This is a genomic window from Jiangella alba (genome assembly GCF_900106035.1).
Lineage (GTDB): Bacteria > Actinomycetota > Actinomycetes > Jiangellales > Jiangellaceae > Jiangella > Jiangella alba.
In genome coordinates, this window is the sequence record NZ_FNUC01000003.1 from 2,478,454 (window position 1) to 2,500,151 (window position 21,698).

24 protein-coding genes are annotated in these 21,698 nt (G+C 74.2%); 17 read left to right on the forward strand and 7 right to left on the reverse strand.

Annotated elements, in window-relative coordinates; genetic code table 11:
• The first annotated feature begins 3 nt into the window (after positions 1–3).
• Together BLV02_RS13885 and BLV02_RS13890 are read left to right on the forward strand one after the other, a co-directional pair.
• Positions 4–1,182 (forward strand): cytochrome ubiquinol oxidase subunit I, encoded by a 1,179-nt coding sequence (locus tag BLV02_RS13885; RefSeq protein WP_069113412.1) that lies wholly within the window; start codon positions 4–6, stop codon positions 1,180–1,182.
• On the forward strand, positions 1,179–1,997 hold the full coding sequence (locus BLV02_RS13890) for a cytochrome d ubiquinol oxidase subunit II (protein WP_069113411.1): 819 nt from the start codon (positions 1,179–1,181) through the stop codon (positions 1,995–1,997). Before BLV02_RS13885 ends, BLV02_RS13890 begins: the two co-directional genes overlap by 4 nt.
• Here BLV02_RS13890 and BLV02_RS13895 read toward each other — a convergent pair.
• Both BLV02_RS13895 and BLV02_RS13900 read right to left on the reverse strand, forming a co-directional pair.
• Positions 1,979–2,344: a hypothetical protein gene (locus BLV02_RS13895; RefSeq protein WP_069113410.1), complete on the reverse strand. Its 366-nt coding sequence runs from the start codon at positions 2,342–2,344 to the stop codon at positions 1,979–1,981. The genes BLV02_RS13890 and BLV02_RS13895 overlap by 19 nt on opposite strands.
• Before the next feature lie 42 nt (positions 2,345–2,386).
• Entirely contained in the window at positions 2,387–2,887 is a 501-nt protein-coding gene (locus BLV02_RS13900) for a DUF1203 domain-containing protein (RefSeq protein ID WP_069113409.1), read from the reverse strand.
• Positions 2,888–2,963: 76 nt separating this feature from the next.
• Between BLV02_RS13900 and BLV02_RS13905 the strand changes: the two genes are divergently transcribed.
• On the forward strand, positions 2,964–3,524 hold the full coding sequence (locus tag BLV02_RS13905) for a GNAT family N-acetyltransferase (RefSeq protein WP_069113408.1): 561 nt from the start codon (positions 2,964–2,966) through the stop codon (positions 3,522–3,524).
• On the opposite strand, the gene BLV02_RS13910 is transcribed toward BLV02_RS13905, so the two are convergent.
• Positions 3,521–4,195, reverse strand: coding sequence for a response regulator (locus BLV02_RS13910; RefSeq protein WP_083289007.1), 675 nt, complete (start codon positions 4,193–4,195; stop codon positions 3,521–3,523). The genes BLV02_RS13905 and BLV02_RS13910 overlap by 4 nt on opposite strands.
• Positions 4,192–5,460 (reverse strand): sensor histidine kinase, encoded by a 1,269-nt coding sequence (locus BLV02_RS13915; RefSeq protein WP_069113406.1) that lies wholly within the window; start codon positions 5,458–5,460, stop codon positions 4,192–4,194. Before BLV02_RS13915 ends, BLV02_RS13910 begins: the two co-directional genes overlap by 4 nt.
• A 132-nt stretch (positions 5,461–5,592) precedes the next feature.
• Here BLV02_RS13915 and BLV02_RS13920 point away from each other — a divergent pair, with 132 nt between their 5' ends.
• From BLV02_RS13920 to BLV02_RS13940, 5 genes are all read left to right on the forward strand, one after another.
• Positions 5,593–6,498 (forward strand): ABC transporter ATP-binding protein, encoded by a 906-nt coding sequence (locus BLV02_RS13920; protein ID WP_069113405.1) that lies wholly within the window; start codon positions 5,593–5,595, stop codon positions 6,496–6,498.
• Entirely contained in the window at positions 6,498–7,289 is a 792-nt protein-coding gene (locus BLV02_RS13925) for an ABC-2 transporter permease (RefSeq protein ID WP_069113404.1), read from the forward strand. The genes BLV02_RS13920 and BLV02_RS13925 overlap by 1 nt, the downstream gene beginning before the upstream one ends.
• Positions 7,290–7,308: 19 nt before the next feature.
• A complete protein-coding gene (locus BLV02_RS13930; protein ID WP_069113403.1) occupies positions 7,309–8,016 on the forward strand; it encodes a YqeB family protein in 708 nt (235 codons plus the stop codon).
• Positions 8,013–9,338 carry a M20/M25/M40 family metallo-hydrolase gene (locus BLV02_RS13935; protein WP_069113402.1) on the forward strand — a complete coding sequence of 442 codons (1,326 nt, stop codon included), beginning with the start codon at positions 8,013–8,015 and terminating at the stop codon, positions 9,336–9,338. Before BLV02_RS13930 ends, BLV02_RS13935 begins: the two co-directional genes overlap by 4 nt.
• A 128-nt stretch (positions 9,339–9,466) precedes the next feature.
• Positions 9,467–10,861, forward strand: coding sequence for an LPXTG cell wall anchor domain-containing protein (locus BLV02_RS13940; RefSeq protein WP_141711731.1), 1,395 nt, complete (start codon positions 9,467–9,469; stop codon positions 10,859–10,861).
• 31 nt (positions 10,862–10,892) lie between these two features.
• On the opposite strand, the gene BLV02_RS13945 is transcribed toward BLV02_RS13940, so the two are convergent.
• Entirely contained in the window at positions 10,893–11,108 is a 216-nt protein-coding gene (locus BLV02_RS13945; protein ID WP_231947773.1) for a DUF5703 family protein, read from the reverse strand.
• 60 nt (positions 11,109–11,168) lie between these two features.
• Between BLV02_RS13945 and BLV02_RS13950 the strand changes: the two genes are divergently transcribed.
• The 3 genes from BLV02_RS13950 (at position 11,169) to BLV02_RS13955 (ending at position 13,604) form a co-directional block, all read left to right on the forward strand.
• Positions 11,169–11,771, forward strand: coding sequence for a hypothetical protein (locus BLV02_RS13950; protein ID WP_069113399.1), 603 nt, complete (start codon positions 11,169–11,171; stop codon positions 11,769–11,771).
• A gap of 91 nt (positions 11,772–11,862) precedes the next feature.
• Positions 11,863–12,042: a hypothetical protein gene (locus BLV02_RS35655; protein ID WP_141711730.1), complete on the forward strand. Its 180-nt coding sequence runs from the start codon at positions 11,863–11,865 to the stop codon at positions 12,040–12,042.
• Positions 12,043–12,122: 80 nt separating this feature from the next.
• The gene (locus tag BLV02_RS13955) at positions 12,123–13,604 is read left to right on the forward strand and encodes an MFS transporter (protein WP_069113398.1); all 1,482 of its coding nucleotides are present in this window, start codon (positions 12,123–12,125) and stop codon (positions 13,602–13,604) included.
• A gap of 88 nt (positions 13,605–13,692) precedes the next feature.
• Here the strand turns inward: BLV02_RS13955 and BLV02_RS13960 are convergent, their stop codons facing one another.
• Positions 13,693–14,685 carry an aldo/keto reductase gene (locus BLV02_RS13960; RefSeq protein WP_069113397.1) on the reverse strand — a complete coding sequence of 331 codons (993 nt, stop codon included), beginning with the start codon at positions 14,683–14,685 and terminating at the stop codon, positions 13,693–13,695.
• Positions 14,686–14,772: 87 nt separating this feature from the next.
• On the opposite strand from BLV02_RS13960, the gene BLV02_RS13965 reads away from it, so the two are divergent.
• Entirely contained in the window at positions 14,773–15,822 is a 1,050-nt protein-coding gene (locus tag BLV02_RS13965) for an LLM class F420-dependent oxidoreductase (RefSeq protein ID WP_069113396.1), read from the forward strand.
• A 25-nt stretch (positions 15,823–15,847) separates the two neighbouring features.
• The gene (locus BLV02_RS13970) at positions 15,848–16,699 is read left to right on the forward strand and encodes an undecaprenyl-diphosphate phosphatase (RefSeq protein ID WP_069113395.1); all 852 of its coding nucleotides are present in this window, start codon (positions 15,848–15,850) and stop codon (positions 16,697–16,699) included.
• Between the two features lie 176 nt (positions 16,700–16,875).
• On the opposite strand, the gene BLV02_RS35660 is transcribed toward BLV02_RS13970, so the two are convergent.
• A complete protein-coding gene (locus BLV02_RS35660; protein WP_069113394.1) occupies positions 16,876–18,204 on the reverse strand; it encodes a peptidoglycan DD-metalloendopeptidase family protein in 1,329 nt (442 codons plus the stop codon).
• 187 nt (positions 18,205–18,391) lie between these two features.
• On the opposite strand from BLV02_RS35660, the gene BLV02_RS13980 reads away from it, so the two are divergent.
• From BLV02_RS13980 to mshC, 4 genes are read left to right on the forward strand one after another with little or no spacing between them, the layout of a single operon-like run.
• Positions 18,392–19,087, forward strand: a complete 696-nt coding sequence (locus BLV02_RS13980) for an MSMEG_4193 family putative phosphomutase (protein WP_069113393.1) — start codon at positions 18,392–18,394, stop codon at positions 19,085–19,087.
• Between the two features lie 9 nt (positions 19,088–19,096).
• Positions 19,097–19,657: a DUF3090 domain-containing protein gene (locus tag BLV02_RS13985; RefSeq protein WP_069113392.1), complete on the forward strand. Its 561-nt coding sequence runs from the start codon at positions 19,097–19,099 to the stop codon at positions 19,655–19,657.
• 4 nt (positions 19,658–19,661) lie between these two features.
• Positions 19,662–20,471 carry an SCO1664 family protein gene (locus BLV02_RS13990; protein ID WP_069113391.1) on the forward strand — a complete coding sequence of 270 codons (810 nt, stop codon included), beginning with the start codon at positions 19,662–19,664 and terminating at the stop codon, positions 20,469–20,471.
• A 20-nt stretch (positions 20,472–20,491) separates the two neighbouring features.
• Positions 20,492–21,694 (forward strand): cysteine--1-D-myo-inosityl 2-amino-2-deoxy-alpha-D-glucopyranoside ligase, encoded by a 1,203-nt coding sequence (mshC, locus tag BLV02_RS13995; RefSeq protein ID WP_069113390.1) that lies wholly within the window; start codon positions 20,492–20,494, stop codon positions 21,692–21,694.
• Positions 21,695–21,698: the final 4 nt, after the last annotated feature.

Below are 21,698 nucleotides of genomic sequence, written 5' to 3' on the forward strand. Positions count from 1 at the left end.
CCGGTGGACGTGCTGGAGCTGGCGCGCCTGCAGTTCGCGCTGACGGCCGGCGCCCACTTCCTCTTCGTCGCGCTGACGCTGGGCCTCGCCACCGTCGTCGCCGTCATGCAGACCCGGGCCACCGTCGGGCGCAGCGAGATCCACGCCCGTATGACCCGGTTCTGGGGCCGCCTCTACGTCACGAACTACGCGATGGGCATCCTCACCGGGCTGGTCATGGAGTTCCAGCTCGGCCTGAGCTGGAGCGGCCTGACGCACTTCGCCGGCAACGTCGTGGGCGCGTCGCTGGCGATGGAGACGCTGGTCGCGTTCTTCGTCGAGTCGACCTTCCTCGGGCTGTGGATCTTCGGCTGGGACAAGCTGAACCGGTGGGCGCACCTCGCCGCGATCTGGGTGGTGACGCTGACGGCGTACGCGTCGGCGTACTGGGTGCTGGTGGCGAACGGGTTCATGCAGAACCCGGTCGGCGCGGCGCCGGGCCCGGACGGGCTGCGGCTCACCGACGCCGCGGCCGTGCTGACGAACCCGAGCACGCTGCAGGCGTTCTGGCACGTGCTGGCCGGCGCGCTGGTCACGGCCGGGTTCTTCCTCGCCGGGGTGAGCGCGTGGCACCTGCTGCGGCGCACGCCGGAGCAGGAGTTCTTCGGCCGGTCGCTGCGCATCGGGGTGTTCGTCGCGTCGCCAGCGCTGTTCCTGTCCGCGGCGACCGGCGGGCGGCAGCTGCAGCTGATCGAGGAGATCCAGCCGCACAAGTGGGAGGCGTTCTCCGGCGGCGTCGGGCTGGCCCGGGCCGGCGCCCTGCTCATGCTGATGGCGTTCGCGGCGATGTTCTTCTTCTCGTTCCTCAACGTGGCGCTGGCGCTGTCGCGGCGGGTGATCGTCACCGCGCGGGCCTGGCACGTCGCGCTGATCGCGGCGCTCCCGCTGCCGTACGTCGCGATGCTCTCCGGCTGGGTGTTCCGCGAGGTCGGCCGCCAGCCGTGGGTCGTCGACGGGCTCTTGACCACGCGCGACGCGTTGTCGGACGTGTCTCCGGCGGCGATCCGGTTCTCCTTCGTCACGTTCGTGGGGGTGTTCGCACTGCTCATCGCCGTCAACGGGTGGCTGCTGGCGCGGCAGGCGCGGCGCGGCCCGGAACCGGCGTCCTCGGTCTCGCCGGCCGCCCCGGAGGTGCTGGTATGACGGAGACGCTGGCCGCGGTGCTGCTCGGGTTCTTCGCCACCGGGTACTTCGTGCTCGGCGGCGCGGACATCGGCGCCGGCATGATGCTGCCGTTCCTCGGCCGGGGCGCGGGTGAGCGGCGGCGGGTCGTCGCGGCGATCGTGCCGTTCTTCCTGGCCCACGAGGTGTGGCTGGTCGCGACCGCCGGGCTGCTGATCGGGGCGTTCCCCGGACTGGAGGCGCGGCTGTTCCCGGGCTTGTTCCCGCTGATCGTCGCGCTGGTCGCCGGCTGGATCGTCCGCGACGTCGGGCTGTGGGCGCGGACCCAGGTGGCGCACGTCGCCTGCGACGTCGCGGTGACGGCCGGCTCGTGGACGGTGGCCGTCACCTGGGGCTGGATCCTGGCCGGGCTGCTGACGGGCGTGACCGACGCGGTCGCGGGCGGCGCCGGGGTGGCGCTGATCGCCGTCGCCGTGGTCGCGCTGTTCGCCGTGCACGGGCTCGCGTTCGCGCGGCTGCGGCTGACCGGCCGGCCGCTGGAACGGGCCCGCGCCGTCACGGGCGGGGCGGGGGACCGGGCGACGTTCGCGATGACGGCGGTCCTGCTGGCCGTGCTGGTCGTGGCGGCCGGCGCGCGGACCGGGCTGTCCGGGTCGGCCGCCGACGACGCCACGCTGCGGCTGCTGGTCCCGGCCGTGAGCGCGGCGCTGCCGTTGCTGCTGATCGGCCAGATCGCCACGTGGCGGGTGTTCCGCGAGCGCGTCGGCGCGGCCGGCGACGGCTCGGCCGCCGGCGCGGGCGCCGTGGCGGGGCCGGGTCAGCCGGGCGAGAGCTGATCGGCGGGGACGCGCAGCCGGACCATCTCGCCGTCGACCCGGTGGACGTCGCCGGCCGCGGCGTAGAGATCCCTGGCGAGGATCCGGCCCACCCGCAGGTAGCCGGTGCGGCGCAGCAGGGCGGCCTCCTCCTCCGGCAGGTCCGGGCCGCTCAGCACGGCCCGCGCCGCGGCGTCGAGGAGGTCGCCGCCGCCCGCGTCGGATCGCTGACCGGCGTCGGTGACCGCCTCCGGGTCGCCCAGCCGGACTTCCTCGACGGTGCCCAGCTCCTCGCCGAGGGCGTCGACCACCGTCATCCCTTCGCGCACGTCGCCGAGCAGGCCGGCCGCGCCGTTCTCATCCGTCATGCCGCGGCCCGTACCCGATCGCGGCGCGGCCAAGCTGGGTGGTCAGGCCGGGCGGCGTACCTCGGCGTGGAAGCAGCCGAACTCGACGGCGCGGACGTGCACGACCTCGACCGCCGGGTCGGCGAACAGGTCGTCCAGCGCGGCCGCCGCGACCTCCTCCGCGTGCCCCGTCGCCGGCGAGACCAGCCGGCCGCCGACGATGTGGCCGCGCTTGTCGTAGCCGCGGAACACCCGCCGCGACGACGCGACGTCGGCCGGGAAGCCGTCGTGCCGCGGGCCGGCGCACTCGCGCGCGTGCAGGAACACCGGGCCGGTCTCGTCGTAGGCACCCGGGTCGGCGCCGTGCTCCTCGGCCCACCGGCGCAGCGGCGCGTACGTCACCAGCACCAGCGCGTCGCCGGGAACACTGCGGGTCAGGCAGCAGCGCAGCGGCGCTCCGCCCTCGTCGTCGACGAACGGCTCGCGGGTCAGGCCGGCGTCGTCGCGCTCGCGCAGCCGGGCCGCCACGCCGGCGTCGATCGGGCGGTAGTCGTAGCTGTCCATGTCCCCAGCGTCGCCGCCGCCGGCCGGGCGTGCTGGCGGGAAACGGACGCCGCGTGCGCGTGTCTACGATGAGGCGGTGGCCGACCTCCCGCTCCCGCTGACCACCGACCGCCTGACCCTGCGCGGCTACGTCGAGTCCGACCTCGACGAGCTGCACCGCCTGCACGCCCACCCCGACGTCGCCCGGTACATGATCTGGGAGCCGTGGCCGCGCGGCTACGCCATCGAGCGGCTGGGCCGGCGGGTGCAGCAGTCCGCGCCCGTGAACGACGACGACGCGCTCGACCTCGCGGTCCTGCGCACCGCCGACGACACCTACCTCGGCGAGGTGCACCTGCACGTCGTCAGCCGCGAGCGCGGGTGCGCCGAGGTCGGCTTCGCGTTCCACCCCGAGCACCACGGCCACGGCTACGCGGCTGAGGCCGCCACGCGGATGCTGCGGCTGGCGTTCGACACCCTCGGCTTCCGCCGCGTCATCGGCCGCTGCGACGCCGACAACACCGCGTCCGCCGGCCTGATGGAACGGCTCGGCATGCGCCGCGAGGCGCACCTCATCGAGAACGAGCTGGTCAAGGGCGTGTGGGCGAGCGAGTACGACTACGCCATGCTGGCCCGCGAGTGGGCCGCCCGCGACTAGACCCGCCCGGCGTCGTGCACGAGCAGCGCGATCTGCACGCGGTTGTTGAGGCCGAGCTTCGTCAGCACCCGCGACACGTGCGCCTTCACCGTCGCGACGCTCATGAACAGCTCGGCGCTGATCTCGGCGTTGGAGCGGCCGTGCGCGATGGCGACCGCGACCTCGAGCTCCCGCTCGGACAGCTCGGCCAGCTGGGTCTCGGCGCGCTGCGTGCGGCTGCCGCCGTCGCCGTCGGACACGTGCGCGATGAGCTGCCGGGTGACCGAAGGCGACAAGATGGGCTCGCCGGCCGCGGCGCGCCGGACCGCCGCGACGATGTCGCCCGGCGGCGTGTCCTTCAGCAGGAACCCGGTGGCGCCGGCCCGCAGCGCGCGCAGCACGTGGTCGTCGGTGTCGAACGTGGTGAGGATGACGATCTCCGGCGGGTCGGCCCGGCGGCGCAGCGCCTCGGTGGCGGCCAGCCCGTCGACCCGTGGCATGCGGATGTCCATCAGCACGACGTCGGGGCGGGCCGACTCGACCATGGCCGGCACGTCGGCGCCGTCGGCCGCCTCGCCGACGATCTCGAGGTCGGCCACGCCGGCCAGCATCATCGACAACCCCGCCCGCACGAGGGCGTCGTCGTCGACGATGAGGATGCGGGTGACGGCGGCGGCGTCGTGGGACGTCATGCGGGCCACGGTAGCCAGGCGTGCACCCGGAAGTCGCCGTCACGCGTGATTCCGTGCTCGAGCGAGCCGCCGGCCAGCTCGACCCGCTCGGTCAGCCCGATCAGCCCGGTGCCGGTGCCGGGGATGTCGGCCGCCGGACCCGGCCCGCCGGACCCGACCGGCATGCGGTTGCGCACCTCGACCGCCAGCCCGCCGCCCGGCCCGCCGGTCACCGCGACGTAGACGCCGGTGCCGCGGGCGTGCTTGCGGACGTTCGTCAGCGCCTCCTGCACGACGCGGTAGGCGCAGCGGGCCACGACGGCGGGCGGCTCGGCGCCGTCGCCCGCGAGCTCGTCGACGACGGTGACCCGCATGCCGGCCTGCCGCGACTCGTCGATCAGCGCCGGTAGCTCGGCCAGCGTGGGCTGCGGCCGGTCGGGGTCGTGGTCGGACGACGGCGCCCGCAGCACGCCGATGATCTCGCGGAGGTCCTGCAGCGCCTGGTGCGCGCTGGCCCGGATGACGCCGGCCGCCCTGGCGATGTCCTCGTGCGGCGCGTCGGGGCGGTACTCCAGCGCGCCGGCGTGCACGCTGAGCAGCGAGATGCGGTGCGCGAGCACGTCGTGCATCTCGCGGGCGATGCGCTCGCGTTCCAGGTGCTGGGCCCGCTCGACCCGCAGCGCCGCCTCGGCCTCGGCCTGGTAGGCCCGCTCGCGCAGCGACAGCACCAGCTGCCGGCGCGAGCGCACCAGCATGCCCCACAGCGTGATGGCGATGACGCCGAAGATGGTGAGCAGCGCCATCCACCGGTAGTCGAGCTCGGGGTCGGGATAGAGGCGGTTGAAGAGGAACCCGGCGCAGACGTGCAGCCCGGCGATGGCCGCGGCGACCGCCCAGCGGCGGTGCACGGCCACCGTGAACACCATGATGATGCCCGCGCCCGCGGCCGACGCGGAGCCGACGGACATCAGCGCCGTGGCGACGGCCAGCTGCACGGGCCAGCGCCGCCGCCACCACAGCGAGACGCAGGCCGCCGTGCCGACGATGAGGTCGAGCAGCTGGATCAGCTCGGGCGGGTCGTTCTGCATGGCGGTGTCGTAGGCCGACAGCCCCACGAGAGCCGCGATGACGAAGCACAGGGTGTCGATGATCCAGTCGCGCACCGACCGGCGCACCCGGCCGCGCCGGGCCGGGTCGGCGGTGTCGGGGTCGACCCGCAGCACGCCAGGCAGCAGCGCCGGCAGCTCGGGGCTGCTGGCGGCCGGTCTGGGCGCATGGGTCGTCATGAGACACCACGCTACGAGCCGAGCGGCCCGGACGGGTAGCGACGAAGGTCGATCGCGGCCTAGACCTTGGTAGGACGGCGCCAGCCTTCGGGCCGACGCGCGCAGCCGGGTGGCGCGGCCAGAGTGGATGCCATGATCACTGTCGAGCATCTGACGAAGCGGTACGGCGCCTTCACCGCCGTGAACGACGTGTCGTTCACCTGCGTCCCCGGCACCGTCACCGGCTTCCTGGGCCCGAACGGCGCCGGGAAGTCCACCACCATGCGCATGATCGCCGGCCTCACCCCGCCGTCGTCCGGCGCCGCCACCGTCAACGGCGTCGCGTTCCGCGACCTCCCGAACCCCGGCCGCCACATCGGCGTCCTGCTCGACGCGTCCGCCCAGCACTCCGGCCGCACCGGCCGCGAGATCCTGTCGCTGTCGGCCCAGCTGCTCGGCGTCGGCCAGAAGCGGGTCGACGCCATGCTCGAGCTGGTCGGGCTGCACGGCACGGCCGAGAAGCGCCGCGTCGGCAACTACTCGCTCGGCATGCGGCAGCGGCTCGGCCTCGCGCACGCCCTGCTCGGCGACCCGACGGTGCTCATGCTCGACGAGCCGGCCAACGGCCTCGACCCCGAAGGCATCTTCTGGATGCGCGGCGTCCTGCGCGACTTCGCCGACCGCGGCGGCACCGTCATGCTCTCGTCCCACCTGCTGCGCGAGGTCGAGGCCGTCGCCGACCACCTGGTGGTCATCGGCGGGGGCAAGATCGTCGCCGACGGCGCCAAGAGCGAGCTGCTGCACGCCGGTGGCCTCTACGTCCGCGGGCTCGACCCCGAGCCGCTGGAGAAGGCGCTCACCGCGGCCGGCCTGTCCGTCCAGCCCACCCGCGACGGCGGCTTCAGCGTCGCCGCCGACGCCGAGGCCGTGGGACGGGCCGCGCTCGAGGCCGGCGTCGTCCTGCTCGAGTTGCGCCCCGCCGACTCCGGCGGCCTGGAGGAGATGTTCCTCCGTCTCACCTCGAACCACGCCGACGACTCCACGAAGGATGCCGCCTGATGTCCGCGCTCACCACCACACCCGCCGCCGGCACGCACCGGCCGGCCCGCACCACGCGTCCGTCGCTCGCCCGGCTCACCGCCGTCGAGCTGCGCAAGGCCACCGACACCCGGGCCGGGTTCTGGCTGCTCGCCGTCATCGCGCTGGCCGCGCTCGGCATGGTCCTCGTCCAGATGTTCACCGGCAGCGCCGAGGACCGCACGTTCTCCGAGTTCTTCGGCGGCGCCCAGCTGCCGGTCGGCCTGCTGCTCCCGGTCGTCGGCATCCTGGCCGTCACCGGCGAGTGGTCGCAGCGCACCACGCTGAGCACGTTCGCGCTGGAGCCGCGGCGTGAGCGGGTCATCGCGGCCAAGGTGTCCGCGGCCGTCCTCATGGCCGTCGGCGTCGTCGTCGCGAGCCTCGCGTGGGCCGCGCTGGCCAACGTCGTCGCGCCGCTGGTCACCGACGCCGACGGCGGCTGGAGCTTCGGCGCCGAGGGCCTCGGCCGGGTCGTGCTGTTCCAGGTCATCAACGTGCTGGTCGGCACCGCGTTCGGCCTGGCGCTGCTGAGCACGCCGCTGGCCATCGTCCTCTACTTCGTGCTGCCCACCCTGTGGAGCATCCTCGGCGGCACCATCTCCGCGCTGAAGACCCCGGCCGAGTGGCTCGACCTCAGCAGCACCACCATCCCGCTGATCGACGGCGACCTCACCGGCGAGGCGTGGGGCCAGCTGGGCACCTCGCTGGCGCTGTGGCTGGTGGTCCCGCTGGCCTTCGGCCTCTGGCGGGTCCTGCGCTCGGAGATCAAGTAGGCAGCCGGAGGAGCGCCGCATGAACGCGACGACGAACGGCCCGGGCGGCGGGACGGTGGTCGGCCGCCCGGGCTGGGAGGCAGTGCTGGTCTGGGTCGGGTTCCCGGTGCTGGGCGCGCTGGCCGGGCTCGGCGTCGGGCCGCTGGCCGACTGGGCCGTCGACACCTCGTGGATCCCCGACTTCGGGCCCATCAGGTTCATCGCCGAACTGCCGCAGCCCGGCGGCACCATCGCGACCATCGCCGCCGGCGCGGTGCTCGGCGTCGTGCTGGCGCTGACGGCCGAGGGTGAGGTGCTGCGCGTCGGCGTCGGGCCGTCCGCCGTCACGCTCACCCGCGACGGCAAGACCCGCACCATCGCCCGGGGCGACGTCAGCGCCGTCTTCACCGACCGCAAGGAGCTGGTGCTGGTGTCGCGCAGCGGGCTGGAACTGGCCCGGGAGAAGTCCGACCTCGCGGCCGACCGGCTGGCCGCCGCGTTCACCGGTCAGGGCTACCCGTGGCGGCCCGAGGGCGACCCGCACCGCGACCAGTACCGCCGCTGGGTGCCCGACGAGCCCGAGCTGCCGGCCGGCGCCAACGCCGTCCTCAGGGCCCGGGCCACGGCGCTGGAGAAGGGCGAGCACGGCGACCTCGTGGAGTTGCGCGACGAGCTGGGCAAGCTCGGCATCGTGGTGCGCGACCAGGACAAGCGGCAGTACTGGCGGCGTGCCAGGATAGGTGGATGACGAACCTCGCCGAGCCGCAGAGCACCGCCGACGCCGAGGTCGTCGACCTCTGCCGCGACCTGCTGCGCATCGACACCTCAAACTTCGGCGACAGCAGTGGCCCGGGGGAGCGCAAGGCCGCCGAGTACGTGGCCGAGAAGCTCGCCGAGGTCGGGCTCGACCCCATCGTGTTCGAGTCCGAGCCCGGCCGCACCACCGTCGTCGCCCGGGTCGAGGGCGCCGACCCGGCCCGGTCCGACGCGCTGCTCATGCACGGCCACCTCGACGTCGTCCCGGCCGACGCCGCCGACTGGACGCACGACCCGTTCTCCGGCGAGATCGCCGACGGCTGCCTGTGGGGGCGCGGCGCCGTCGACATGAAAGACATGGACGCCATGATCCTGGCAGTCGTGCGCGACCGCCTGCGCACCGGCCGCCGCCCGGCCCGGCCGCTCGTCCTCGCCTTCCTCGCCGACGAAGAGGCCGGCGGCGGGCTCGGCGCCCACTGGGCCGTCGACCACAAGCCCGAGCTGTTCGAGGGGGCCACCGAGGCCATCAGCGAGGTCGGCGGGTTCAGCCTCCACGTCAACGACGACGTCCGCCTCTACCTGGTCGAGACCGCCGAGAAGGGCATCGACTGGATGAAGCTGACCGTCACCGGGCGGGCCGGCCACGGCTCCATGGTCAGCACGAACAACGCCGTCACCGAGCTCGCCGAGGCCGTCGCGCGGGTCGGCCGGTACCAGTGGCCGGTGCGGCTCACGCCCACCGTGCGCTCGTTCCTCGAAGAGGCCAGCGACGCGTTCGGCCTCGAGTTCGACCCCGACGACCCCGAGCGGCTGCTCGGGCAGCTGGGCAACCTCGGCCGCATCATCGGCGCCACGCTGCGCAACAGCACCAATCCGACCATGCTCGACGCCGGCTACAAGCACAACGTCATCCCCGGCCGCGCCGAGGCCTACATCGACGGCCGGTTCCTGCCCGGCCAGGAGGCCGAGTTCGCCGCCACCCTCGACGACCTCCTCGGCCCCAACGTCCAGCGCGAGTCGCTGGTCCACGACATCGCCGTCGAGACCTCCTTCGACGGCCCCCTGGTCGACGCCATGAGCGCGGCGCTGCTGGCCGAGGACCCCGGCGCCCGCACGGTGCCCTACTGCATGTCCGGTGGCACCGACGCCAAGTCGTTCAGCCTGCTCGGCATCCGCAACTTCGGCTTCTCCCCGCTCATGCTCCCGCCCGACCTCGACTTCGCCGGCATGTTCCACGGCGTCGACGAGCGCGTTCCGGTCGACGGCCTGCGCTTCGGCGCCCGCGTCATCGACCGTTTCCTCGACCTCGCGTGACATCGAGTTACCTCTCCCTGGAATACCTCTCCGTGATGTAGTCTGCGGCGGACATTTCGGACGCACGTTCTTGTGCATTCTTCTGGGGGCACCTTGTGAGGTTCATCGGGCGGACCATGGTCCGCGCCTTGGCCGGAGCCGGCCTGATCGGGGCGACCGCCCTCGGTCTGGCCGCTCCCGCAGCCGCTGACGAGCTGACGCTCGACTTCATCGTCGACGTCCAGGTGATCTCCGGCTACGCGGGCAGCACGGTCGAGGCCTACACCTATCTCGCGAACGACCGCGGACTCGACATCGACGGCTGGAGCGCCGACTTCACCGTGCCGGACGGCGCGACGATCACCGGCATCGCCGGGGACGAGTTCGCCGACGGCACCGAGCGGCCCGACGAGGGCTGCGCACTGGTGACGCCGCAGCGGGTCGAGTGCCACACGAACGCCACGCTGGGCCACACCGGCAACGTCGACACCCTCTTCGAGGTCGCGCTCCCCGCCGGCGTCTCGGGCGTCATCGGCGCGGCGACGTACACCGTCACGCCCGACGAGGGCGAGGCGCGGAGCGCCGAGGCCGACGTCACGGTCCTGGAACCGCTCGAGCCGGACCTCGTCGCGACGCTCGGGCCGGGCTTCGACATCGCGGCGCCGCCCGGCGCGGCGTTCGACCAGGTCCTCGAGGTCACCAGCCTCGGTGGCGACATGACCGGCGGCTCGATCGACCTCTCCCTGGTCGGAGGCGTCACGCTGACGGGCATCACCGGGCTCGATCTGGTCGACGGCGCCACCCGCCCGGACGAGGGCTGCGTCGTCGTCGACGCGCAGGTGCGGTGCCACACCAACGCGACGCTCGCCCAGGGCGCCACCACCGAGGTCACGTTCCACCTGCTGATGCCGGAGACCGCGGAGCGCTCGAAGCTGGGCGACGCGACGGTCACCGTCACGGGCGACAACGGCGGGAAGGCCTCCGACACGCAGGCGGTGTACCTCGACGCCGACCCGCGCGTGCTCGACGTGACCGCGACGCCGTCGGTGGCGGGTGCGGCCGGCGACGTGGTGGAGATCGTGGTCGACGCGGCCAACGGCGGCCCGATCGGCGTGGGCTCGCGCATCGTCGACCTGGAGGTTCCCGAGGGCGCCACCATCGTCGGCGTCGAGGGGTTCGAGCTCGTCGACGAGAGCACCTGGCCGGACGAGGGCTGCGCCCTGCTCTCGCCGCAGCGGGTCGAGTGCGCGCGCACCAGCCCGGCGCTGCTCACGGGCGAGGCCGAGCAGTGGACGGTCGAGGTCCGGCTGGCCGATGACGCCGAGGCCGGCGAGCTGGGGGTCGCGCAGCTGACCTACCGGGGCGGCGACGAGTTCTACGAGGCCGAGACCGTGGTCGCGGTGACGGGCGGCGGCACGGCGTCGGGCGGTGACGGCGAGGAACTGCCGGACACCGGCGCCGGCGGCACGGCCGTCACGATGCTGGCGGCGGTGCTGCTGCTGGCCGGCGGCGCCGCGATGACGCTGCGGACGCGGCGAGCCTGACGGTGTCCGCGCGACGCTCCGGCCCGTGGGGTCAGAGCGTCGCGCGGACCCGCATGATCTTGCGGCGTAGCACGATCTTGCGCGTGCCGTCGGGGTGGAGGCGCAGCCGAGCGAGTTCCCAGTGGCCGTGTTCCGCCTGCTCGGTGAGCAGCCGGCGGGCCGCGTTGCGGGAGGTGGTGCGGGGGAGGGAGATGTGCCGGAACTCGTACTCGGCGGCCGGGACTCGCGAATTGAGGCTTCTCGCCACCGACCATTCCATTTACGTATCTTGCCACGGCCGGACCGGGTACGGTCGTCGACTGTGACCATGCCGCCGCACGACGCCGAGCGCCTGCAGGCCGCGCTCGACGACCTCACCGACGCTCTGGAAGCTCACCTCAACGCCTGCCTGGCCCGCACCGGTGAATCGGACCCGGTGGTCCAGGCCGCCTACAACAAGCTGCGGATCGCCGCCGACCGCTACGACGACCTCCTCTACGACACCACCGAGGAGGTCACTCCGTGGGAGTTCCCGGAAGAGCCGCCGAGCATCGAGTTCGAGGATCTCGAGTCCGAGCCGGGCGTGGTCGGCGTGCTGGTCCGCCGCGACTACGAGATCGACGACGGCGACCGGCTGATCGTCGCGGGACGTGAGGCGTACGGCGAGCTGTACCCGCAGGACCCGCAGGAGTCCGCCGTCGCCGACGTGTCCCACCCGGGCCGCGCGCTCTACCAGATGCTGCACGCCTACGGCGTCGACGGCCTGGACGAGCGGGCCGAGGAGGCCGGGCTGCTGCCGCGCGGCGGGACGGTATGGGTGCAGGCGCTGGGCGAGGCGGACGAGCAGACCCTCACCAGCGACCCGTTCGGCGTCGCCGACGAGGACCTCCTGGTCTACCGCGTCGACGAGATCATCCACATGGACGACTGAGCTGCGATGACGCGGTCATGACACCGATCTGAAGCCGGTGGGGCGCTCAATGGCGGGGTCAGTGCACCGCTGTCGAGTGAAGGAGATGACCATGCGGCTCGGTGGAGCAGTGCGGCTGGCCGGCGCCACGGCGATGCTGGCCGGCCTGACGGCCGCGGGCTCGGCGGCGCCGGCCCTCGTGGCGGATCGGGAGTACGGGCCCGGCCCGGGCGACCGCGAGTACTCGGTCGTCGCCGACCGGGAGTACACGATCGGGGACCGGGAGTACTGAGGAACCGGCCGTCCGGGGGAGCCGCGCCGAGTGGGGGCGCTCGCTGGCTCCCCGGGCGGCCGCCGGCACGAGGGCTGCCCATGACGAACCCGTCCGACGCCCCGGTGCGCCTGTCCGAGCCGGCCGGGCGCTGGGTGCTGCTGGTGACGGCGGCCGGCTCCGGGCTGGTGCTGCTGGAGTCGACGGTGGTGACGATCGCGCTGCCGTCGCTCGGTGCGGACCTCGGCGCGTCGATGGCGCAGTTGCAGTGGACCGTCAACGCGTTCACGCTGACGCTGTCGGCGCTCATCCTGGTGGGCGGCAGCCTGGGCGACCGGTTCGGACGGCGCCGCCTCTACCTGGTGGGCGTGGCGTGGTTCGGCGCCGCGTCGCTACTGTGCGGGCTGGCGCCGACGGCGGACGTGCTGATCGTGGCGCGCGGGCTGCAGGGCGTCGGCGGGGCGCTGATCGTCCCCGGGTCGCTGGCGCTGGTCCAGAACGCCTTCCACCCCGACGACCGCAACCGGGCGATCGGCTGGTGGGCCGGGACGAGTGGCGTGGCGGGAGCGGCGGGCCCGCTGGTCGGCGGGGCGCTCGTCGACGCCGCGGGCTGGCGCTGGGTGTTCTTCGTGAACGTGCCGCTGGCGGTGGTGCTCGCGGTGCTGCTGGTGACCCGGGTGCCGGAGAGCCGCGTGCCGGGCCGGCCGCCGCGCTTCGACGTCGCGGGCGGGGTGCTCGCGGTGACGGCGCTGGCCGGGCTGACGTACGCGCTGACGCAGACGTCGGCGGGCTGGCCGGCGCTGGCGATCGGGCTGGCCGCGTCGGCGGTCTTCGCCGCGTTCCTGCTGGTGGAGCGGCGTCGCCCGGAGCCGATGCTGCCGCTGAGCCTGTTCGCGTCGCGCCAGTTCAGCGCCGCGAACCTGGCCAGCTTCCTGGTGTACGGCGCGCTGGCCGGCGCGTTCTTCCTGCTGCCGATCCAGCTGCAGGTGACCGCCGGGTTCTCGGCGTGGACGGCGGGCCTGGCGCTGCTGCCGCTGCCGGTGCTGACGCTGCTGCTGTCACCGTACGGCGGCGAGCTGACCACCCGCCTCGGCGCGCGGACGCCGCTGCTGGCCGGCTCGCTGGTGTGCGCCGCCGCGCTGGTGCTGTCGACCCGGATCGGCGCGGGCGCGGACTACCTCGGCGACGTGCTGCCGGTCGTCGTCCTCACCGGGATCGGGGTGCCGCTGATCACCCCGCCGGTCACCTCCGCCGTGCTCAGCGCCGTCCCGGACCGCAGCGCCGGCGTCGCCAGCGCCGTCAACAACGGCGTGGCCCGGGTGGCCGGCCTGCTCGTCGTCGCGGCGCTGCCGCTGCTGGCCGGGCTGCCGGCGGACGCGGCGGAGAACCCGGACGGGCTGGACCAGGGCTACGGCGCCGGCATGCTGATCTGCGCCGGCCTGTTCCTCGCCGGCGGCGTGGCCGGCTGGTTCGGGCTACCCCGCCGGGCGGCGCGGCCGGTGCAGCCGCTGGCCCGCCGGCACGCCTCGGTGACCTGCCCCCAGCTGGAGGCCGATCAGGCCTGGATGGCTCAGCCCGAATGATCCCAGCGCCCGAGAACCCCCCTTTCTCCACACTCGACACGCGGCCCCGAGGACACCGCGAGGGGACGACTCTCCGTGGCCTACTGCGCTACGGCCGAGACCCGGGAGCCACACCCTCGGGGTAGCCCAGCTCCAGCGCCGACACCTCGTCCAGCGCGGCCCGGATCTCGGCCGGCAGTTCGAGGTCGTCGGACCCGAGGACGTCGCGCAGCTGCCCGGCCGTGCGCGCCCCCACGATCGCCGCGGCGACGCCGGGCCGGTCGCGCACCCACGTCAGCGCGACCTCCAGCGGCAGCGCGTCCAGGCCGTCGGCGGCGGTGCAGACGGCGTCGACGATCTTGGCCGAGCGGGCGTCGAGATACTTGTCGACGAACGGCGCGAAGTGCGTGGTGGCGGCCCGGGAGTCGGCCGGGGTGCCGCTGCGGTACTTGCCGGTCAGCACCCCGCGCCCGAGCGGCGACCACGCCAGCACGCCGAGCCCGAGCCGCGCCGCCGCCGGCAGCACCTCGCGCTCGACGCCGCGCTCCAGCAGCGAGTACTCGACCTGCGTCGACACCAGCGGCGCCTGGGTGCCGGCGACGGCGCGCTGGTGGACGGCGGCGGCCGCGGTCTGCCAGCCGGCGTAGTTGGACACGCCGGCGTAGCGGGCCCGCCCGGACGTGACGGCGTGCTCCAGCGCACCCAGCGTCTCCTCCATCGGCGCGGCGTCGCTCCACGCGGCGACCTGCCAGAGGTCGACGTAGTCGAGGTCGAGGCGGTCGAGGGAGTCGTCCAGCTGGTCCAGCAGCGCCCGCCGGGACACGTCCACGCGCCCCGGGCCGCCCGGCCGCCCGCCGCCGGCCTTCGTCGCGATCAGCAGGTTCGCCCGCGACACCGCGCTGTCGAGCAGCGCGCCGATGAGCTTCTCGCTCTCGCCGTTGCCGTACGCCGCCGCGGTGTCGACCAGCGTGCCGCCGGCGTCGGCGAACGCCTTCAACTGCTCCCGCGCGTCGTGCTGGTCGGTGTCGCGTCCCCACGTCATGGTGCCGAGCCCCAGCCGCGAGACGGACAGCCCGCTTCCCCCGAGTCGTCGCTGTTCCACGCCGTGAGGCTACCGGGTGCGGCGCGGGCTCGGGCCGCGCCGCACCGACGGGTAGAGTCGCCCGAAGTGTCTCGCGGGAGGTGACGGATGCGGCTCGGGCTGAACCTGGGCTACTGGGGCGGTGGCGACGACCACCTGAACCTGGCGCTGGCCAGGGAGGCCGACCGGCTCGGCTACGCGGTGGTGTGGGCGGCCGAGGCCTACGGGTCCGACGCGCCGACGGTGCTCGCCTGGGTGGCCGCGCAGACCGAGCGCATCGACGTCGGCAGCGCCGTCATGCAGATCCCGGCCCGCACCCCGGCCACCACGGCGATGACGGCGGCCACGCTCGACAGCCTGTCCGGCGGGCGGTTCCGGCTCGGCCTCGGCGTCTCCGGCCCGCAGGTCTCCGAGGGCTGGCACGGCGTCCGCTTCGACCACCCGCTGGCCCGCACCCGCGAGTACGTCGACATCGTCCGGCTCGCGCTGTCGCGGCAGCGGCTGGCCTACGACGGCGAACACTGGCGGCTGCCGCTCCCGGACGGGCCGGGCAAGGCGCTGCAGCTGACGGTGCACCCCGTCCGGCCGTCGATCCCCGTCTACCTCGCCTCGATCGGGCCGCGGAACCTGGAGCTGACCGGCGAGATCGCCGACGGCTGGCTGGGCATCTTCTACGCGCCCGAGCACGCCGGCGAGTCGCTGGACCTCATCCGGGCCGGCCGGGCGACGACGGGGCGGAGCATGGACGGCTTCGACGTCGTGCCGACCGTCCCGGTGTCCGTCGGCGACGACCTGGAGGCGTGCGCCGAGCCGGTGCGCGCCTACTCGGCGCTGTACCTCGGCGGCATGGGCAGCCGGAAGCAGAACTTCTACAACGCGCTGGCCGTGCGCATGGGTTTCGGCGACGCCGCGCACACCGTCCAGGACCTGTTCCTGGACCGCAAGCACCGCGAGGCCGCGGCCGCCGTCCCGCTGGAGTTCGTCGACCGGACGGCGCTGATCGGCCCGCCCGAGCGCATCCGCGACCGCCTGCACGCCTACGCCGAGTCGGGCGTCACCACGCTGTCCGTCGCGGCGCACGCCGGCCCGCTGGAGGCGCGCCTGGCCGCGCTTCGCACCGTCGCCGAGGCGCTGGACGCCGCCGGCCTGGCATCCTGACCACCAGAGGGAGTCGACGCAACACATGGAGTGGTTCCAGGCCGTCGTGCTGGGCGTGCTGCAGGGGCTGACCGAGTTCCTGCCCATCTCGTCCAGCGCACACCTGCGCATCTATCCGGAGCTGTTCGGCTGGGAGGACCCCGGCGCCGCGTTCACCGCCGTCACGCAGATCGGCACCGAGACCGCCGTCATCCTCTACTTCGCCCGCGACATCGGCCGCATCGTCAGCGCGTGGTTCCGGTCGCTCGCCGGCGGGCGCGAGGCGTCGCGGGGCCGCCGCCGGCGCGCGTCGTACGACCCGCAGGACGCCCGGATGGGCTGGTTCGTCATCATCGGGACCATCCCGATCGGCGCGCTCGGCTACCTGCTGCAGGACGTCATCCGCGACGACTTCCGCTCCCTCTGGATCATCGCGACGACGCTGGTGGTGCTCGGCGTGATCCTCGGCATCGCCGACCGCGTCGGCCGCAAGGACCGCACCATCGCCGACCTCACCTACAAGGACGCCGTCCTCATCGGGTTCGCCCAGGCGATGGCGCTCATCCCCGGCGTGTCCCGGTCCGGCGCGTCGATCAGCATGGGGCTGTTCCTCGGCCTGGACCGCGCGGCGGCGGCCCGGTTCGCGTTCCTGCTGGCCATCCCGGCGGTGCTCGGCTCGGGCATCTTCGAGTGGCCGGGCGCGATGGAGGAGGGGTCGGTCTACGGCGCCGGCCCGACGATCCTCGCCACCATCGTCGCCTTCGCCGTCGGCTTCGCCGTCATCGCCTGGCTGATGTCGTGGCTGGAGAAGCGGTCCTTCGCGCCCTTCATCATCTACCGCGTCGCGCTGGGGCTGTTCACCTTCGCGATGCTGGCCACCGGGACCTGGAGCTCCTAGGCCGACGAGCGGCGGCCGGCTGACGGGGTGCTGGGGCGCCGGGCCGTGCGGGGTACGGCCCGGAGTTGTGCAGGGGCGGGTTGACCTGAGCGCCAACAGTTGGCGCTGGTGTCACCTCGCCCGAACGGTTGTCGTCCTGGGGGCGCCCGGGCTGCCGCTGCCGCAGGTGCGCCTCGCTAGGACGTGCCGCCGGGCAGCGGGGCGCTGGCCACCCAGGGCCAGGGGTCGGTGTGCTGGCCGTCGAGGCGGACCTCGAAGTGCAGGTGCGGCCCGGTGGAGTAGCCGGTGGAGCCGATGTTGCCGATGTACTGGCCCTTCTCGACCCGCTGGCCGGGCACCACCATGAGGTCCGACTGGTGCGCGTACATGGTGGTGAGCCGCTGGCCGTTCACGATGCCGTGGTCGAGGATCACCATGTTGCCGTAGGCGTTGTTCCACTGCGCCTCGATGACGGTGCCGGCGTCGGCGGCGTAGATGCGGCCGTCGCCGCGGCCGAAGTCGAGGCCGGTGTGCATCTTCACGTAGCCGAGGATGGGGTGCAGCCGCTGGCCGTACTCCGACGTCGTGGGGCCGGTGGCCGGCCGGGTGAAGGCGCCGGTGCCGTAGCCGGGACCGTAGCTGGCCGCCGCCAGCAGCTCGCCGACCTCGGTGGACTGCTGCAGCAGCTCCATGTAGCGCTGGTAGTCCTCGAGCCGGGCGTCGGCCGCCGCCTGCACGGCGCCCTGGACCAGCGTCTGGGTGTTGTCGACGACCTGGCGGGCGGCGAGTGCCGCCGCCTCGGCCGTCTCCAGCGCGGCGAGCGACTGGCTTGCCTGACCGGCCACGGTCTCGAGCTGCAGCCGCTGGCCCTCGAGGCGGGCGTGCGCGTTGGAGAGCTCGGCCTGGGTGTTCGCCATCTCGCCCAGCGCGCCGTCGGCGGTGCGCAGCAGCGTGCGCATGCCCATGTAGCGCGACGCGAGGTCGTCGGGCGTCTCGGCGCCGAGGACGACGCCCATGGCGGCGAGGTTGTTGCCCTGGTACGCCTCGCGGGCGATGGTGCCGATGGTGTTGCGGGTGGCCGCCGCGCGGGCGTCGAGGTCGTCGATCTCGCGCTGGGTGCGGGCCACCGACTCGGTGGCGATCTTCAGCTGCTGCTGGGCGTGGATGTCGTTGGCGCGGGCGTCGTCGGCGGCGGCGGACGCGGAGGCGAACACCTCCTGCGCCGAGCTGAGGTCGGACATCACCTGGGCGAGCAGGCGCTGCGCCTCGGCGACGGCGACCGTCTGGGCGCCCTCCAGCCCCTGCGCGTACGCGGACTCGGGGTCACCCGGCGCGGGCGGCGCCTCGACCGGCGGCGGCGCGACGGTGCCCGGCGGGAGCTCGTCGGGCGGGACGTCGTCGGGCGCGCCGTCGGTGGGCGGGTGCACCGGCGGCTGGGTGGCCGGGGGAGGCGTGACGGGCGCCGCGGCGGCGGGCCCGGCGACGGCGGCCAGGGCGAGACCCGCGGTGGCCGCGATGGCCGCCACGTGGCGACGTCTGAGGAACCGCATCCGCGTCGTGTCCCCTCCCGTGCCACGGCGCGTGTGGCCCGGATGGGCCGAACGGTCCCGGCGACGAAGACATTTGTCTGAAGACTTGATAACCCATTTCGGTGACGCGCGCGACCCCCTGGGCAGATGTTCATGTGATCGGTACTCCTCGTAGGCTTCCCACATGCCCACAGTCGTCCTGATACGCCACGGCCGGACCACCGCCAACGTCGCGGGCGTGCTGGCCGGTCGCACGCCGGGGGTGGGCCTCGACGACATCGGCCGCGAGGGCGCGGCGGCGCTCGCGGCGCGGCTCGACGCGGTGCACCCGGCGGTGGTCGTCAGCAGCCCGCTGGAGCGGTGCGTGCAGACGGCGACGGCCATCGCGGGCGGCCGCGAGGTCGTCACCGACGACGGCCTGACCGAGTGCCACTACGGCGACTGGACCGGCCGCTCGCTCACCGACCTACGCCGCGAGAAGCTGTGGAAGGTCGTCCAGGAGCACCCGTCCGGCGTGGTCTTCCCCAGCGGCGAGTCGCTGCGCGCCGTCCAGCGCCGCGCCGTCGACGCCGTCCGCGCCCGCGACGCCGCACTGGGCGCCGAGCACGGGCCCGGCGCGGTGTGGTTTGCCGTCTCACACGCCGACGTCATCAAGGCGGTGCTGGCCGACGCGCTCGGCATGCACCTCGACCACTTCCAGCGGCTGGTCGTCGACCCGTGCTCGGTGTCGATCGTCTCGTTCACCGAACGGCGGCCGTTCGTGCTGCGCGTCAACGACACCGGCGGCGACCTCGGCTTCCTCCGGTCGCCGGCCCGGCGGCGCCGGCGCGCCACCCGCGGCGACGCCGTCGTCGGCGGGGGAGCGGGCGACGCGAGATAGGCTTTCCGGGTGGCCGTGCAGGTGTACCGATTCGACCAACCCGAACGCTTCATCGCCGGAACCGTCGGGCGCCCCGGCGAGCGTTCGTTCTTCCTCCAGGCCCGCGACGCCACCAAGCTGATCAGCGTCCTGCTCGAGAAGGAGCAGGTGTCGGTGCTCGCCGAGCGGGTCGACGACATGCTCGACGAGATCCTGCGCCGGGCCGGCGGCATGACCACCGTCCCCGCCGTCGCGCCGGCCGAGCTCGACGACCTCGAGCCGCTCGAGCAGCCGATCGTCGAGGAGTTCCGCGTCGGCGCCATGACGCTGCGCTGGGACACCGACGACGAGCAGATCGTCATGGCCGCGTACGCCGTCGTCGACGACGAGACCGAGCCGCCCGACGACCCCGACGAGTCCGACCGCGACGTCATGGTCGTGCGGCTGACCGGACCGGCCGCCCGGGCGTTCGTCAAGCGGGCGCAGGCCGTCGTCGCCGCGGGCCGCCCGCCGTGCCCGCTGTGCAGCCTGCCGCTCGACCCGGCCGGGCACGTGTGCCCCCGGCAGAACGGCTACCGGCGGCGGGACTGACCGCGTGGACCTGCTGAGCCTGCTCCGCGAGGGCGAGCTGACCGTCGAGGGCAGGCTCGTCGTCGCGTCCAACCTCACCCTGCTCGGGCGCGTCACCCACGGCGACGCGTCGGTGCGGTGCGTGTACAAGCCGGTCAGCGGCGAGCAGCCGCTGTGGGACTTTCCCGACGGCACGCTGGCCGCGCGCGAGGCGGCCGCGTACGAGCTGTCCGCGGCGGCCGGCTGGCACGTGGTGCCGCCGACGGTGCTGCGCCCGGACGGGCCGTTCGGCGCCGGCATGTGCCAGGCGTGGATGGACCAGGGCGAGGCCGAGCTGGGGGCGGGCCGCGTCGACGTCGTGCCCGCGTCGGCGCCGCCGGCCGGCGGCTGGCTGCCGATCCTCGAGGCGGTCGACGGCGACGGCACGCCGGTCCTGCTGGTGCACGCCGACGACCCCGGGCTGCGCCGGCTGGCCGTCTTCGACGCCGTCGTCAACAACGCCGACCGCAAGGGCGGGCACGTCCTGGCCGGCGACCGGTCCGTCGCGCCGTCCGTCGCCGAGGTGGTGGGCGTCGACCACGGCGTCTGCTTCAACGCCGACCCGAAGCTGCGCACCGTCCTGTGGGGCTGGGCCGGGTCCGCGCTCACCGCCGCCGAGCGGTCCGAACTGGAGCGGCTGCGCGCCCTGGCCGGCGGCGCCCTGGGGACGACGCTGGGCGAGCTCCTAACGGACGAGGAGGTCGCGGCGACGCTCGCCCGCATCGACGCGCTGCTCGCCCGCGGGACGATGCCCAGTCCCGAGGGGCGGATGCCGGTTCCGTGGCCGGTGTTCTGAACATCTAGGCTGAGCAGATCATGCGAGCCTGGCCTGCCCCCCACGTGCCCGCCCTCCCCGGGCGCGGCCTGCCCGTCCGTCTGCACGACACCGCGACGGGAACCGTGCGGCCGCCGCAACCGGGGCCGGTCGCCACCATGTACGTCTGCGGCATCACGCCCTACGACGCCACGCACCTGGGGCACGCCGCCACGTATCTCGCGTTCGACCTGCTCAACCGGGCCTGGCGCGACGCCGGCCACGACGTCCGCTACGTCCAGAACATCACCGACGTCGACGACCCGCTGCTCGAGCGGGCGACCGAGACCGGGCAGGACTGGCGCGAGCTGGCCGACACCGAGACCCGGCTGTTCACCGAGGACATGGCCTGGCTGCGGGTGCTGCCGCCGTCGTCGTACGTCGGCGCCGTCGAGGCCATCCCGCTGATCATCCGGCTGATCCAGCGCATGGAGCCGTCGGTGTACGAGCTCGACGGCGACCTCTACTTCTCCGTGCGCACCGACCCCGCGTTCGGCGCGGTGTCGCGGCTGCCGGAGGCCGAGATGCGCGCGTTGTTCGCCGAGCGCGGCGGCGACCCGGACCGTCCCGGCAAGAAGGACCCGCTCGACCCGGTGGTGTGGCTGAAGGCGCGGCCGGGCGAGCCGTCGTGGGACAGCCCGTTCGGTCCCGGGCGGCCCGGCTGGCACGTCGAGTGCGCGGCCATCGCCATGGAGTACCTCGGCGTCCCGTTCGACGTCCAGGGCGGCGGCAGCGACCTCGTCTTCCCGCACCACGAGATGTCCGCGTCGCACTCCCACGTCGTCGCCGGCGCGTTCGCGTCGCTGTACGCGCACGCCGGCATGGTCGGCCTCGACGGCGAGAAGATGTCGAAGTCGCTGGGCAACCTGGTCTTCGTCTCCGGCCTGCGGGCCGACGGCGTCGAGCCGGCCGCCGTGCGGCTGGCGCTGCTGTCCGGCCACTACCGCGCCGACCGCGAGTGGTCGGCGTCCGTGCTGACGACGGCGCAGGAACGGCTGGCCCGCTGGCGCACGGCGGTGGCCGCGGGTGCCGGCGCGCCCGCCGAGCCGGTGCTGGCCGCCGTCCGCGACCGCCTCGCCGACGACCTCGACTCGCCCGGCGCGCTGGCCGCCGTCGACCAGTGGACGACGACGCCCGGCACCGACCCCGCCGCGCCCGCCGTCGTCGCCGCCACCATCGACGCCCTCCTCGGCGTCTCCCTCTGAGCCG

What these genes read in the sequence shown, in the direction of transcription:
- BLV02_RS13915 (WP_069113406.1), bottom strand. Translation starts at nt 5,460, where the DNA reads ATGACGACCCATGCGCCCAGACCGGCCGCCAGCAGCCCCGAGCTGCCG.
- BLV02_RS13980 (WP_069113393.1), top strand. Translation starts at nt 18,392, where the DNA reads ATGCCCACAGTCGTCCTGATACGCCACGGCCGGACCACCGCCAACGTC.
- BLV02_RS13920 (WP_069113405.1), top strand. Translation starts at nt 5,593, where the DNA reads ATGATCACTGTCGAGCATCTGACGAAGCGGTACGGCGCCTTCACCGCC.
- BLV02_RS13950 (WP_069113399.1), top strand. Translation starts at nt 11,169, where the DNA reads ATGCCGCCGCACGACGCCGAGCGCCTGCAGGCCGCGCTCGACGACCTC.
- BLV02_RS13900 (WP_069113409.1), bottom strand. Translation starts at nt 2,887, where the DNA reads ATGGACAGCTACGACTACCGCCCGATCGACGCCGGCGTGGCGGCCCGG.
- BLV02_RS13935 (WP_069113402.1), top strand. Translation starts at nt 8,013, where the DNA reads ATGACGAACCTCGCCGAGCCGCAGAGCACCGCCGACGCCGAGGTCGTC.
- BLV02_RS35655 (WP_141711730.1), top strand. Translation starts at nt 11,863, where the DNA reads ATGCGGCTCGGTGGAGCAGTGCGGCTGGCCGGCGCCACGGCGATGCTG.
- BLV02_RS13965 (WP_069113396.1), top strand. Translation starts at nt 14,773, where the DNA reads ATGCGGCTCGGGCTGAACCTGGGCTACTGGGGCGGTGGCGACGACCAC.
- BLV02_RS13955 (WP_069113398.1), top strand. Translation starts at nt 12,123, where the DNA reads ATGACGAACCCGTCCGACGCCCCGGTGCGCCTGTCCGAGCCGGCCGGG.
- BLV02_RS13925 (WP_069113404.1), top strand. Translation starts at nt 6,498, where the DNA reads ATGTCCGCGCTCACCACCACACCCGCCGCCGGCACGCACCGGCCGGCC.
- BLV02_RS13895 (WP_069113410.1), bottom strand. Translation starts at nt 2,344, where the DNA reads ATGACGGATGAGAACGGCGCGGCCGGCCTGCTCGGCGACGTGCGCGAA.
- mshC (WP_069113390.1), top strand. Translation starts at nt 20,492, where the DNA reads ATGCGAGCCTGGCCTGCCCCCCACGTGCCCGCCCTCCCCGGGCGCGGC.
- BLV02_RS13970 (WP_069113395.1), top strand. Translation starts at nt 15,848, where the DNA reads ATGGAGTGGTTCCAGGCCGTCGTGCTGGGCGTGCTGCAGGGGCTGACC.
- BLV02_RS13930 (WP_069113403.1), top strand. Translation starts at nt 7,309, where the DNA reads ATGAACGCGACGACGAACGGCCCGGGCGGCGGGACGGTGGTCGGCCGC.
- BLV02_RS13890 (WP_069113411.1), top strand. Translation starts at nt 1,179, where the DNA reads ATGACGGAGACGCTGGCCGCGGTGCTGCTCGGGTTCTTCGCCACCGGG.
- BLV02_RS13910 (WP_083289007.1), bottom strand. Translation starts at nt 4,195, where the DNA reads ATGACGTCCCACGACGCCGCCGCCGTCACCCGCATCCTCATCGTCGAC.